This is a genomic window from Aurantimonas marina, from assembly GCF_017183135.1.
GTDB classification, from domain to species: domain Bacteria; phylum Pseudomonadota; class Alphaproteobacteria; order Rhizobiales; family Rhizobiaceae; genus Aurantimonas; species Aurantimonas marina.
The window spans coordinates 71,073-83,717 of the sequence record NZ_JADDXW010000016.1 but is presented as its reverse complement, the minus strand read 5'-3'; the positions used below and the strand labels follow the sequence as shown (position 1 = coordinate 83,717).

General features: G+C 65.1%; 10 protein-coding genes, 1 tRNA gene and 1 pseudogene. 6 read left to right on the top strand and 6 right to left on the bottom strand.

All coding sequences use genetic code 11. The features are described from left to right. Both ING15_RS16360 and ING15_RS16355 read right to left on the bottom strand, forming a co-directional pair. Nucleotides 1–694: pseudogene (locus ING15_RS16360) on the bottom strand (hypothetical protein); the annotation flags it as partial. A 33-nt stretch (nucleotides 695–727) separates the two neighbouring features. After that, nucleotides 728–1,315, bottom strand: coding sequence for a hypothetical protein (locus tag ING15_RS16355; RefSeq protein ID WP_206455903.1), 588 nt, complete (start codon nucleotides 1,313–1,315; stop codon nucleotides 728–730). A 388-nt stretch (nucleotides 1,316–1,703) separates the two neighbouring features. Between ING15_RS16355 and ING15_RS16350 the strand changes: the two genes are divergently transcribed. Next, nucleotides 1,704–2,321, top strand: coding sequence for a ribonuclease D (locus ING15_RS16350; protein ID WP_206455902.1), 618 nt, complete (start codon nucleotides 1,704–1,706; stop codon nucleotides 2,319–2,321). Between the two features lie 498 nt (nucleotides 2,322–2,819). On the opposite strand, the gene ING15_RS16345 is transcribed toward ING15_RS16350, so the two are convergent. Together ING15_RS16345 and ING15_RS16340 are read right to left on the bottom strand one after the other, a co-directional pair. Next, entirely contained in the window at nucleotides 2,820–5,621 is a 2,802-nt protein-coding gene (locus ING15_RS16345; protein WP_206455901.1) for a TRAP transporter permease, read from the bottom strand. A 139-nt stretch (nucleotides 5,622–5,760) separates the two neighbouring features. Continuing rightward, complete coding sequence (locus ING15_RS16340; RefSeq protein WP_206455900.1) at nucleotides 5,761–6,723, bottom strand: TAXI family TRAP transporter solute-binding subunit; 963 nt, start codon at nucleotides 6,721–6,723, stop codon at nucleotides 5,761–5,763. A gap of 191 nt (nucleotides 6,724–6,914) precedes the next feature. On the opposite strand from ING15_RS16340, the gene ING15_RS16335 reads away from it, so the two are divergent. Further along, a complete protein-coding gene (locus ING15_RS16335; protein WP_206455899.1) occupies nucleotides 6,915–8,282 on the top strand; it encodes an alpha/beta fold hydrolase in 1,368 nt (455 codons plus the stop codon). 6 nt (nucleotides 8,283–8,288) lie between these two features. On the opposite strand, the gene ING15_RS16330 is transcribed toward ING15_RS16335, so the two are convergent. Together ING15_RS16330 and ING15_RS16325 are read right to left on the bottom strand one after the other, a co-directional pair. After that, nucleotides 8,289–8,364 (bottom strand) — tRNA-Ala (locus tag ING15_RS16330). Between the two features lie 149 nt (nucleotides 8,365–8,513). Then, nucleotides 8,514–8,942 carry a TIGR02300 family protein gene (locus ING15_RS16325; RefSeq protein ID WP_206455898.1) on the bottom strand — a complete coding sequence of 143 codons (429 nt, stop codon included), beginning with the start codon at nucleotides 8,940–8,942 and terminating at the stop codon, nucleotides 8,514–8,516. A 290-nt stretch (nucleotides 8,943–9,232) separates the two neighbouring features. On the opposite strand from ING15_RS16325, the gene aroA reads away from it, so the two are divergent. The 4 genes from aroA to cmk are packed head-to-tail and all read left to right on the top strand — an operon-like array spanning nucleotide 9,233 to nucleotide 12,334. Then, complete coding sequence (gene aroA / locus ING15_RS16320; protein ID WP_206455897.1) at nucleotides 9,233–10,579, top strand: 3-phosphoshikimate 1-carboxyvinyltransferase; 1,347 nt, start codon at nucleotides 9,233–9,235, stop codon at nucleotides 10,577–10,579. 2 nt (nucleotides 10,580–10,581) lie between these two features. Next, nucleotides 10,582–11,253, top strand: coding sequence for a 2-hydroxychromene-2-carboxylate isomerase (locus ING15_RS16315; protein ID WP_206455896.1), 672 nt, complete (start codon nucleotides 10,582–10,584; stop codon nucleotides 11,251–11,253). Continuing rightward, nucleotides 11,250–11,702 carry a hypothetical protein gene (locus ING15_RS16310; RefSeq protein WP_206455895.1) on the top strand — a complete coding sequence of 151 codons (453 nt, stop codon included), beginning with the start codon at nucleotides 11,250–11,252 and terminating at the stop codon, nucleotides 11,700–11,702. The genes ING15_RS16315 and ING15_RS16310 overlap by 4 nt, the downstream gene beginning before the upstream one ends. Then, nucleotides 11,699–12,334: a (d)CMP kinase gene (gene cmk, locus ING15_RS16305; protein WP_206455894.1), complete on the top strand. Its 636-nt coding sequence runs from the start codon at nucleotides 11,699–11,701 to the stop codon at nucleotides 12,332–12,334. The genes ING15_RS16310 and cmk overlap by 4 nt, the downstream gene beginning before the upstream one ends. The last annotated feature ends 311 nt before the right edge of the window (nucleotides 12,335–12,645 follow it).

The window sequence follows — 12,645 nt, the reverse complement described above, 5'->3', positions numbered from 1 at the left end:
CGCGCTCGACATGGGGGACCTCGACGGAATTGTCGCCCTCGGCCAGCGCCGTCATGACGCCAGTCACAGTGCGGATCGGTCCGGTCACGCTGCGCTTGAGGAAGAACGCGACGACACCGACGACCATGCCGGCGATGACGATACCGAAGAGGGCACCCTTCCACATCTCGGCTTGGGCCAATGCTTCCAGGCGCGAGAGATCCCAGGCCATGGCTACCGTGCCGATGCGCTCGCCGCCGGGGGCGATCGGTGCGGCGATCAGAAAATGATGGCCGGCCCGGCGCGTGCTGACCTTGCCGTTGGCGAGCTCCGCCGCCGCGTCAGCGACGAATCCCGACAGGTCGCCGACGTTCGTCAACGTCTCGTCGGCGAACCCGGTGACGCGCGCCCCGTCCTTGTTCAGGACCAGGACGTCGGACATTTCGTTGCCGGGTTGCGCCGCAAGGTCGGCATAGACCTTGTCGACGACCTCAGCCTTGCCCCATTTCACACCGCCCGCCATCTGGTCGGCCATCAACTGCACGATGGTGACCGTGCTGCCTTCGGCTTCCTGGTAGATGGTGCTCCTGAGGTTCTGCACCTGGATCGTGACGAGCGCCGCGATACCGAGCAACACAGGCACCGCTGTCGCCAGTGCTGCCTTCAAACCCACGGAGCGCGCGGGACCAGATAGTTGCGGTAAAAACTTGGACATGGCTGAGGCTTCCTTACCCGATAGGGCTTACAATCAGAGCATCTCGAGATTGATGCCGGCGGTCGCCGCACCGATCGGCTCGCCGGTCTCAGGATCGGTGATCGTGAAGCTGGCCTGCGACTGCAGCTGCTGGGTGGATTCGTCCTGTTCGATCTCATCGACGAACACCGCGTCGGCGCCGGCACCGAAAGTCTTCTGCCATTTGGCTTCGTCGCCCTGCCAGTAATCCGACGTCGGGTCGCTCTGGCCGACATTCAGGCCCTTGGCGTCCATGACGAAGAGTTCGGTCAGCGCGCCCTGCTGGTCGTCCTTGACCTTCTTCAGGTAGGTCGACAGCTCGGAAGCAAGGGTCGCGTCGACCAGCGCCCCACCGCCGGCATCGACCTCGCCGCGCCACTGTGTGTCCATCGCGTCGACGTCGGCCTGCGAGATGGTGGCATTCTTCTCATTCTGCGCCTTGATCGCGGCGATGACGATCGGGTCGTTCAGGGCCGCCTTCAGTTTCGCTTCCACCAATTCCTTGATCGGCGCTTCATGCTGGTCGGCAAGGGCCGGTGTCACCAGGCTCGCGCCGCAGAGCAAAGCCCCGGCGGCAGCGGTCATCATCATGTTCTTGAGCATTGTTTCCCCTTGATGTTTTAGATGAAGCATTCCGATCCGGACGTTACCGAACCGCGAATGGATTGGATGCGCATTTCCGGCCGACCCTTTGCGGCACAACGCCGACGTCGCTTCCCCGATGACGGGCCACGACTACCAGCGCTTTGTTCCCCCTCGAGCGCCCGACCGAGGCAAACCTTCTGTTACAAACATGAAGAAATCGTTTTAACTGTCGATGCTTACGCCGACCCTATGTAAGGGACCGATTTCGTCAGTAATGAGTACGTCCAAGATCTGCCGAAGGGCCGGTTGGGCTGGCCAGGGTGCCTTCGGCAGGCAGGAAGGCTTTTGCCTCCGGGCCAAAATCCGCTAGAGCGGACAGAACGCACCCCCAGAACGAAGGCAGTTCATGACCATTCGCGTCCACAAAGGCGATCTTACCGATATTTCCCGCTATAGTGGCCCCGTCGCCATCGACACCGAGACACTCGGCCTCGACACGCGCCGCGACCGGCTTTGCGTCGTCCAGCTGTCGCCCGGCGACGGCACGGCGGACATCGTGCAGATCGCCAAGGGCCAGAGCGAGGCGCCAAACCTGACGGCGCTGCTCAAGGACGGCTCGAAAACCAAGATCTTCCATTACGCCCGCTTCGACATCGCGGCGCTCTATCACGCCTTCGGGGTGATGACGGAGGGCATTTTCTGCACCAAAATCGCCTCTCGGCTGACTCGCACCTATACCGACCGTCACGGCCTGAAGGATCTGGCGCGGGAGATGACCGGCACCGACCTTTCGAAGCAGCAGCAATCCTCCGATTGGGCGGCCGATACGCTGTCGCCGGCGCAGATCGAATATGCCGCCTCGGACGTGCTTTACCTCCACGACATCATGGGCGGCCTCTACAAGCGACTCGAGCGCGAGGACCGAATGGATCTGGCCAAGGCCTGCTTCGCCTTCCTGCCGACCCGGGCGAAGCTCGATCTCGCGGGCTGGGACGAGGAGGACATTTTCTCCCACTCGGCCTGAGCCTGGAGCGCCGTGCGTCCATTCGGACGCACAAAGGCCGCTCTCACATTTTGATCGAGCCCCGGAATGTTTCAGAAAACCGGATTCCGCCTTTTGGTCCGCTGCTCCAACGTCGCCTCGGGCTGACCGGCCACCGGGTCCGACTTGTCGTTCGATTGGGGAGCCCGCTGTGAAGCCGGGGCGGGTACGGATTTTGCCGTCAAAGCGACGAACGATGTCGCAAAGCGGACTGGAAACGGGCTGTGCTGCATCGCACATGCGGCGCATCACCCCCGCGCTCGAACGAAAGGCGCCAACCATGATCCGCAGCGAAGTTTTCCAGACCCTCGCCGTTTCCGGCATGATCACCCTCGCCCTCGCGGCGACCATCGTTTTCCTGACGGTCATCGGCTAGGATTCGATCGGGAGATCAGCCGCCGGCCGGCAGGGCCGATCCTATCGATTCAAGGCGCGGCGAGTCTGTGGTTGCGGCGCCTTGTTCGTTTCCGGCAACTCTTCTCAGCCTGCCATGGCCTCGGCCTTGGGCCGCGCCGGCTCGTGTGGCGCCCGGCGGCGCTGACCCCAGACGATCAAGCCCAACAGGGCCAATGCGGGCAGAAACATCCAGTATTTCGTCGGCTGTTCGGTGGGCGTTCTGACCAGCGTGATCTGCTGATCCCAATCAAGGCCGACGGCTTCGGCCGGCGAGCCGAAGGCGACACTATCGATTATCGTCTTGCCGTCGGTCTGGACGAGCTCGAGCCCGGCCTTGGCCAGTCTCTCCTCGCCGCTCGCCCCGTCCGGCAAGGTGAGTTCCACCGTGCGCTCGGAAGGGGCGCCGAAGGCGTCGAGATAGGCAATGCGCAGCCGCAGCGGCTGACCTTGCGGCGTGTTCTCGGCCGCCTCGGCCAACTCTGTCGCCGGCCGGTCCTCATAGGGCGGCACCGCCATGTCCATCCAGAATCCCGGCCGGAACAGAGTAAAGGCGATCAAAAGCAGCGCGACGCCCTCCCAGATGCGGTTCCTGGTCAGGAACCACCCTTGCGTCGCCGCAGCGAACAGAAGCATCGCGACCGTGGCGACGATGAAGATGAAAATGCCGTGGAGGACATCGACATTGATCAGCAAAAGGTCGGTGTTGAAGATGAACAGGAATGGCAGCGCCGCGGTCCGCAGCGAATAGAAGAAGGCGATCGCGCCGGTCTTGATCGGGTCGCCGCCGGAGACCGCCGCCGCCGCGAAGGACGCAAGGCCCACCGGCGGTGTCACATCGGCCATGATGCCGAAATAGAACACGAAGAGATGCACCGCGATCAGCGGCACGATCAGCCCGTTGGCTTCGCCGAGGGTGACGATCACCGGGGCGAGCAGCGCCGAGACGACAATGTAGTTGGCCGTGGTCGGCAGGCCCATGCCGAGGATCAGCGACAGGATCGCCGTCAGGAACAGGATGGCCAGAAGGTTGCCGCCGGACAAGACCTCCACCACCTCGGCCAGCGCCGAACCGACGCCGGTCTGCGAGACCGCGCCGACGATGATGCCGGCCGTCGCCGTGGCGATGCCGATCCCGATCATGTTGCGGGCGCCGGTAATCAACCCGTCGATCAGGTCGATCAGGCCGCGTCCCGCCTCGAGGCCGTAATTGCCGGTTCCCCGGAAGAAGGCGGTAATCGGATGCTGGGTCACCAGAATGACCATCATGAACGCCGCGGCCCAGAAGGCCGAAAGGCCCGGCGAGAGGCGGTCGACCATCAGCGCCCAGACGAGAACCACGACCGGCAGGATAAAGTGCAGGCCGGATTTGACCGTCGGGCCGGGCAATGGCAATTCGGTGATCGGCTTGTCCGGATCGTCGAGTTGCGGCGCCGGATATTTGGCGCCGTACCAGAGCAGGCCGAGATAGACGACGACGAGCAGCGCGAAGACGATCCAGCCCGCATTGTCGCCGAAGGCCGGCCGGATCCAGCCGATGCCGTAATAGACGGCAAGCGACAGGGCGCACAACACCAGGATGCCGAAGACGACGCCGACCAGCCATCTGAGCCAAGGCTGGGGCTCATAGGCGCGCGGCAGGCCCTCCATGCCAGCCTTCAACGCCTCCAGATGGACGATATAGACCAGCGCGATATAGGAGATGACCGCCGGCAGGAAGGCATGCTTGACCACGTCGAAATAAGGAATGCCGACATATTCGACCATCAGGAACGCCGCGGCGCCCATCACCGGCGGCATGATCTGGCCGTTGACGGAAGAGGCGGTCTCGACCGCACCGGCCTTTTCGGCCGAGAAGCCGACCCGCTTCATCAGCGGGATGGTGAAGGTGCCGGTGGTGACGACGTTGGCGATCGAGGAACCGGAGATCAGCCCGGTCATGGCCGAGGAGACGACCGCCGCCTTGGCCGGCCCGCCGCGCATGTGGCCCATCAGCGAGAAGGCGACATTGATGAAGTAGCTGCCGGCGCCGGCCTTGTCGAGCAGCGAGCCGAACAGCACGAACAGGAAGACGAAGGAGGTGGAGACGCCCAGCGCAATGCCGAAGACGCCCTCGGTGGTGATCCACTGGTGGTTGATCACCTCGGAGAGCGAATTGCCCTTGTGGGCGACGATCGACGGCATATAGGGGCCGAGGAAGGTGTAGACGAGGAACACCGACGCCACCACCATCAGCGCCGGGCCGAGGGCGCGACGGGTCGCTTCCAGGAGCACCATCAAGCCGACCGTGCCGACCATGAAATCGGTCATGTTCGGCGCGCCGATGCGGCCGGAGATCGATTCATAGGCGAAATAGAGATAGGAGGCCGTTGCGGCGCCGGCGATTGCCAGCACCCATTCATGCGGCAGTACGCGCTTGTTCGGCGACGGCAGAACAACCGCGACGATCATGACGATGGTGATGACTGGGATGTACCAGGACGGCAGGACGCCCGTCGCGCCTTCCAGAAACAGGAAGCCCAGCAGCAGCGGCACGCCGATGCCGAGCACGAGTTGGAAGATCGATCGCGACGCCGGAAACGCCAGAAAGGCCAGGAACAACGCGAAAGCGAGGTGGATCGACCGGGTTTCGGTGTTGTTGAAGACGCCGGCGCCGATCATGAAGGGCAGCGGCGAGGCGATCCACAGCTGGAATAGCGACCAGACCAGCGCGGTCCCGGAGATCAGATAGGCGACGGGGCGCGCCGGGCTGCGGCCGCCGGTGTCGGAGGAGGCGACGAGCTCGTGCAGGGATTCCTGGCGGGAGGTCGCCGCTTCGACGTCGACGCTGTCGATTTCGCGTGGGCGCTCGTCATCGAGGCTCTCGGAATGACGCGGCGTTTTGGTCATTGCAGGAGCTCGCTTCGGCTGATGGGGGTCCGGTCGGAACGAGGACCCGCGCCGAACCGGTCAGGACCGGAGCAGATCGGAGGGTCATCGCAGGGCGGGGCGACGGAGCCGATTCCGGTTCCGCCGCCGTCATGAGGGCTTACAGGAGCCCGGCTTCCTTGAAGTAACGCTCGGCACCCGGATGCAGGGGCGCCGACAGGCCGGCCTTGGTCATCTCTTCCTTGGTGAGATTCTCGAAAGCCGGATGCAGCTTCCTGAAGCGGTCGAAATTGTCGAACACCGCCTTGACGACCTGATAGACGGTTTCCTCGTCGACCTGATCGGAGGAGACCATGGTCGCGCGCACGCCGAAGGTCTGTGTTTCGTCGGGATTGCCCTCGTAGAGACCGCCCGGGATCGTCGCCGCCGAATAATACGGGTTTTCCTCGACCAGCTTGTCGATCTCCGGCCCGGTCACCGGAACGAGCTTCGCCTCGCAGGAGGTCGTCGCCTCCTGGATCGAGCCGTTCGGATGGCCGACCGTGTAGATGATGGCGTCGACATTGTTGTCGCACAGCGCCTGGGACTGCTCGGCCGCCTTCAACTCGGAGGCGAGGGAGAAGTCGTCCATCGTCCAGCCCTTGCGATCCATGATGATTTCCATCGTGGCACGCGAGCCGGAACCGGGATTGCCGATATTGACGCGCTTGCCCTTCAGATCATCGAAGGTCTCGATGCCGGAATCGGCGCGCGCAACGACGGTCATCGGCTCGGGATGGATGGAGAAGACCGCCCTCTCCCCCTTGAACGGGTCGCCCTCCCAGGGGTCCAGCCCCTCCAACGCGTTGTACTGCATGTCGGACTGGGCGACGCCCATGGTCTGGTCGCCGGCCTTGATGGCATTGATATTGGCCACCGAGGCGCCCGTCGACGGCGCGGTGCATTTCAGCCCGTGTTCGGCCTGGCCGCGATTGACCAGCTTGCAGATCGACTGGCCGACCACGAAATAGACGCCGGTCTGGCCGCCGGTGCCGATCGTGATGAATTTTTCCTGCGCCGTGGCGGCGCCGGCCGTCATGGTCATGACCGCGATGCCTGCCGCGACCCATCCAAGTGTTTTCATGAGATTTTTCCCTTGTCCTTTGGCGTAAAGCTGAAGTCATTGATCTGGCGGACACTGGGCTCTCGTCAATGGCTTTCAGTAAGGCGCCTTTCGGCGTGACACGCAAGCGGTGCCGCTGCGGGGCGTTGCCGCGGCCGACCGGCGCCCTTTGTTAGTCAGCGGCAGACGCGAGTAAATGGGAAATTGGCGAGATGAAAAGAGCAGCGACGTCCCGGATCTTGCTGGCGCTCCTTACCGCCGGTGTTTCGGCGTCCCCCGCCCCGGCAGCCGGCAAGGGCCTGGTTGCGCCGGCGCCGCCGATCGTCTTCGTGCATGGGGACGGCGATTCGGCCGCGTTCTGGATGCCGGTGCTGTGGCGGTTCGAAAGCAACGGCTATCCCGCCGACCGGCTGTTCGCCGTCGATATCGACCATCCCTCGGCGCGAACCGACGACACGGTTGCCGAGGAGAACCGCTCTTCGACAGAAGACGCGGCCCGCTCGCTCTCGCAAACCGTCGAGCAGGCGCTCGCGGCGACCGACGTCAGGCAGGTCGCGATCGTCGCCCATTCGCGCGGTTGCCAGACGGCGCGCAATTACGTGAAGAATTTCGGCGGCGCCGATAAGGTCGCCGGGATGGTCCTGGCCGGTTGTGTCCATCACGGCGTCTACGCCAATTCCGAGGAGCGGCTGAACTCCGAATATAACGGGGCCGGCCGGTTCCTGACCGCGCTCAACCAGCCGCCGGAGGTGCCCGACAATATCCCGGTCACCGTGATACGATCCGACCGGTTCGACCTCTACGCCCAGCCGGATGGCCGCTTCCTCGGTCTTGCCGGGCAGGCGACCGGCGTTTCCTACGACGCGCCGGACCTCGACGGCGCCGACACGATCGTCATCGACGGCGCCGACCACCGCGAGACGGCCACCGCGCCCGAGGCGTTCATCGAAATCTACCGGGCGGTGACCGGACAGGTGCCGGCGACCCTCGATATCGAACCGAACGATTCGCCGAGCATCGCCGGAGAAATTTCCGGCTACGCGAATGGCGCGCCGACCAATCTGCCGCTCGACGGCGCGCGGCTGACGGTCTTCGCCGTCGATCCCGACACCGGCGGGCGCCAGGGTCAGGCCGTGCTGGAGAAGGCCGTCGGTGCGGACGGTCGCTACGGTCCGTTCGCGGCGCGGCCCGATCAGACGTATGAATTCGTCGTCGAAGCCGAGGGCTACCCGAAGACGCGCATCTACCGCGCGCCTTTTCCGCGCTCGACCGACATCGCCAATCTCAGGCTCTATCCGGCCGTGGCCGGCGCGATCGCCGGAACGACGCTTCCCGGCGAGGTGGTCAACGTCATGCGGCCGCGCGGCTACTTCGGCATCGACGACAACGCCACCCTCGGCGCCTTGCCGATCGCCGGCCGGCCCGAAACCGAGGACGTGCCCTCGGTCTGGAAATCCTCGCTGGCGATCGTGGGGGAGGCGCCGGAAACCGTCGTCGCCGGTTTCAACGGCGAGACCATCGCGGCGCGCACGACGCCCGAAAATCCGGACGACGTCGTGTGGATCGAATTTCTGTATTGAGGAATTTGGTGGAGCCAAGCGGGATCGAACCGCTGACCTCTACAATGCCATTGTAGCGCTCTCCCAGCTGAGCTATGGCCCCACGCCGCCGGTAGCCGGCGAACTGTCGGCGGGCCCTGGGTATGGCCCGCGTCATATCGGCGGGTTCTTAATCAAGCCCGCCGCGAAGATCAAGCGAATTTCCGATGCGTCCTGCGGATGATGGCGACCGCGCCGGATCGCCCGCCGTGATCAGTCGTCGTCGTCGTCCCGGCCGCCGATGATGTCGGCGACGTCGTCGTCGTCATCATCGTCATCGGTCGCCAGAAAGGTGTCGTCGTCGTTGTCGTCGCTATCGTCCTCGTCGTCGGTCACGTCGATGTCGGGCAGATCGGACTTGTCGGAGGTGGACTCTTCCTCCTCCTCTACGTCGGTGAGCGAGACCGTGTTCTCGGTCTCCTCGACCTCGACCGTCTCATCCTCATCTTCCTCGACCGCAGCTTTCGGCTTCGCCTTCACCTTCTCCTTCGGCACGGAGCCGCGCGCCGGTTCCACCTCGAAGAAGGAGAGCGGATAGGACTTGCCGGTATAGGGGGAGACGATCGGATCCTTGTTCAGATCGTAGAATTTTTGACCCGTTTCAGGATCGGTCCGCTTGGTGCCGAGTTCGGGTTTCGCCATGCTTGCCTCGTCGATTTGGGGGTCGGCGCGTCCGCGTCCGCCCAGGTCGCTTTCGGTGGGATAAGGGCCGCGCGATCCGGCCGCTCATCGCCGCGGCTTTGCCGCCGCGAACAGATGGCCGGCTGTCTCTCTGCCGCAATTCCGCTCCGATGAAAATCGGTTGGTCCCTTACGGCGTCGACCGGCCCTTGTCAAAGCCCGATTCCGGCGACAGAAAGAGCGCGCTGCGGCCAGGCGATCAAAGCCAGGCACGCGAAGCCGGAAGTGACGGGGACGAAACGCATGCACGCAATGGCGACGGCAGCACGGCCGATCAGCGCTCGCAAGGCCGGCGGGCTGACCGGCCGAACGACGGTGCCGGGCGACAAGTCGATCTCCCATCGCGCCTTTCTGTTCGGTGGAATCGCCGCAGGCACGACCCGGATCACCGGACTTCTCGAAGGCGAGGACGTCATCGCCACGGGCAATGCCATGCGGGCGATGGGCGCACTGATCGCCAAGGACGGCGACATTTGGGTGGTCGACGGCGTCGGCAATGGCTGTCTGTTGGAGCCCGAAGGCGTTCTGGATTTCGGCAATGCCGGTACCGGCGCGCGCCTGACCATGGGCCTCGTCGGTTCCTACGATTTCGGCTCCACCTTCGTCGGCGACGCCTCGCTGTCGAAGCGGCCGATGGGCCGGGTGCTGGATCCGCTGCGACTGATGGGAACGCAGGTGGTGGCGCGCACCGGCGACCGACTGCCGCTGTCGATCCGCGGCCCCCGCGTCGCCGCGCCGATCGAATATCGCGTGCCGATGGCCTCGGCACAGGTGAAATCCGCGGTTCTGTTGGCTGGCTTGAACGCGCCGGGAATCACCACGGTGATCGAACCGGTGATGACCCGCGACCACACCGAGAAGATGCTGGAGGGTTTCGGCGCGACGATCGCGGTCGAAACCGACGGGGCGGGCACACGGCATATCCGCCTCGAAGGGCAGGGACGGCTGACCGGGGTCGCCGATTTCGTCGTGCCGGGCGACCCGTCCTCGGCCGGCTTCCCGATCGTCGCGGCGCTGATCGTGCCGGGCTCGGACGTCACCATCGAAAACGTCCTGATGAACCCGACCCGCACCGGCCTCATCGAAACGCTCGTTGAAATGGGCGCCGCGATCGAAATCCTGAACCGGCGCGTCGCCGGCGGCGAGGACGTCGCCGATTTGCGCGTGCGCCATTCCGAACTGACCGCCGTCGAAGTTCCGCAAACCCGCGCGCCGTCGATGATCGACGAATATCCGGTGCTGGCGATCGCCGCCGCCTTCGCCAAGGGCACGACGGTGATGCGCGGTCTCGACGAATTGCGCGTCAAGGAAAGCGACCGGCTGGCGGCCGTCGCCACCGGTCTCGCGGCCAACGGCATCGTCCATGAGGAAGGCGCCGACTGGCTGACGGTGACCGGCGATCCGGAGGGGCGCGGCTATGGCGGCGGCACCGTCGCCACCCATCTCGACCACCGCATCGCCATGAGCTTTCTCGTTCTCGGCATGGCCTGCGAGACAGCCGTGAGCGTCGATGACGGCCGCATGATCGCCACCAGCTTTCCCGAATTCGAGGCGATGATGACCGGTCTTGGGGCGCAGATCGAGACGCCGGAGGGCTAGCCATGAAACGCCGGCTCGACTTTTATTACGACCTCCTGTCGCCCTATGCCCATGTCGTTCTGGCGCGGCTGCCCGAGCTGCCGGCGGATGTCACGGTGCGGCCGCGGGCGATCCTCTTTGGCGCGGTGCTGGCCCATCATGGCCAGCTTGGGCCGGCCGAAATCGAAGCCAAGCGCCTGCATACCTACCGCCAGGCGGTGTTTCTCGGAGTGACGCTGGGACGTGCCACGATGTTTCCGCCGCGCCACCCGTTCAACCCGCTGGCCGCGCTGCGCCTCCTGGCAGGCGCCCACGACGGCGCGGGTGCGGATCTCGAAACGGTGCGCGGCGCCTTCGATTTCGTCTTTTCGCAAGGCCATCCCGTCGACACGCCGGAAGGCGTAGCGGCGCTGGCGGAACGCCTTGACCTCGATCCTGCCCTCGCCACAGCCGAGGCCTCGAAAGCCGCGCTGAGGGCGAATACCGAAGACGCCGTCGCCGACGGGGTCTTCGGCGTTCCAAGCTTCGTTCCGCATGATTCGGGCGGCGTAGCGGGACCGGTCTTCTGGGGCGTCGATGCGTTCGATATGCTGCTCGCCTTTCTCGACGACCCGACAATCTTCGAGCGCCCGCCCTATGCGGCGCTGAATCAGATCGAAATCGGCGTCCGGCGCGAGAAGGCGAATCGCGCATGATCGCGGCGATCCTCGCCATCGTATTCTTCTCGCCGGTCGCCTTCATCTACGGCCGTTATCGCGCAAGACATCTTCGGGCGCGATCGGGGACTCTCGGCAGCCGTCTGGCCGCGCTTTTGCCGATGCCCGCCTTCCTGGCCTTCTGCGGCGTGATCGCGGTGATCTATCAAAACGAGAAAAGTGCGGCCGAGCGGCTGGCGCTGCGTGGCGAGATCGCGCCGCCCGGCCTCCTCGACACCGGCAATGGCGTCATCGATTTCGTGCTGCGCCTCGCCCGATGGATCGGCGAACTCGAGCTGATCCTGTTCATGGTCGCCGTCCCCTTTCTCCTCGGCGCCATCATCGCCGCGCTCCTGCTGGTGCTGGACGCCCGTGGCACCTTCGCTCTCGACCCGCCGGCTCCCGATGGGGAGCCGGACCTGCCGTCCAACACGGATCACGCCCTATGACCGAGCCACTGACCATCGCCATCGACGGACCCGCCGCCGCCGGCAAGGGCACCCTCGCCAAGCGTCTGGCGGAGCATTACGGCCTGCCTTATCTCGACACAGGCTTGCTCTATCGCGCGATTGGCAAGCTTGCCGAGGGTTCCGGCATCGACCTCGACGACGCCGCGGCGGTGGCACCGATCGCCGAGCGGCTCGACACGTCGCATCTCGACGACGGCAGCTTGCGCGGCCGCGAGGCCGGGGAACTCGCCTCGCGCGTCGCCGTGCATCCGCAAGTCCGGTCGGCCCTGACCGCCTTTCAGCGCGATTTCGCCGCGCGGCCGGAAGGCGCCGTTCTCGACGGCCGCGACATCGGCACGGTGATCTGTCCGCACGCGCGGGTGAAGATCTTCGTCACCGCCTCGGCCGAGGTCCGGGCGCGCCGGCGCACCGACGAACTTGCCGCCAAGGGCCGCGACGTCGCCTATGAGCGGATTCTCGCCGAAGTCCGTGAGCGCGACGCGCGCGACGCCGGGCGCAGCGTCGCGCCGTTGAAGCCGGCGGCCGATGCGCACTTGCTGGATACCAGCGAATTGGATATAGAAACCGCGTTCCGTGCGGCCTGCGAGATCATCGACCGGTCCCTGGCCTGACGGAACGGAGTGGAAGGGCGGCTTTTCGTGAGATGGCACGCCCTTTTCGGCTATTGGCCAATGGCTTGTCCTCCGCCTGATGTTTTTGGCGCCGGATGTCTCCAAGGCCCGCCATGCTTCGATCGATCCTGCCCGGCCGCGGTCTTGCGCGCCGAACGGCGCGGTGCCTTACCGGCGAAACCGCTCCGGGCCTCTCCCTTTTTCGGGACGGGCCGGACCGCGACATCGGGCGAACGCAATGTCTGACCCGGGGCCTTCGCCCCACGGCGCGCCGCTTTCCCACGGATAGTGGGGGAGTTCCCAAGGAGTAG

Coding starts and splice junctions, on each gene's coding strand:
- ING15_RS16355 (WP_206455903.1), bottom strand. CDS start 1,315: ATGCTCAAGAACATGATGATGACCGCTGCCGCCGGGGCTTTGCTCTGC.
- ING15_RS16350 (WP_206455902.1), top strand. CDS start 1,704: ATGACCATTCGCGTCCACAAAGGCGATCTTACCGATATTTCCCGCTAT.
- ING15_RS16345 (WP_206455901.1), bottom strand. CDS start 5,621: ATGACCAAAACGCCGCGTCATTCCGAGAGCCTCGATGACGAGCGCCCA.
- ING15_RS16340 (WP_206455900.1), bottom strand. CDS start 6,723: ATGAAAACACTTGGATGGGTCGCGGCAGGCATCGCGGTCATGACCATG.
- ING15_RS16335 (WP_206455899.1), top strand. CDS start 6,915: ATGAAAAGAGCAGCGACGTCCCGGATCTTGCTGGCGCTCCTTACCGCC.
- ING15_RS16325 (WP_206455898.1), bottom strand. CDS start 8,942: ATGGCGAAACCCGAACTCGGCACCAAGCGGACCGATCCTGAAACGGGT.
- aroA (WP_206455897.1), top strand. CDS start 9,233: ATGGCGACGGCAGCACGGCCGATCAGCGCTCGCAAGGCCGGCGGGCTG.
- ING15_RS16315 (WP_206455896.1), top strand. CDS start 10,582: ATGAAACGCCGGCTCGACTTTTATTACGACCTCCTGTCGCCCTATGCC.
- ING15_RS16310 (WP_206455895.1), top strand. CDS start 11,250: ATGATCGCGGCGATCCTCGCCATCGTATTCTTCTCGCCGGTCGCCTTC.
- cmk (WP_206455894.1), top strand. CDS start 11,699: ATGACCGAGCCACTGACCATCGCCATCGACGGACCCGCCGCCGCCGGC.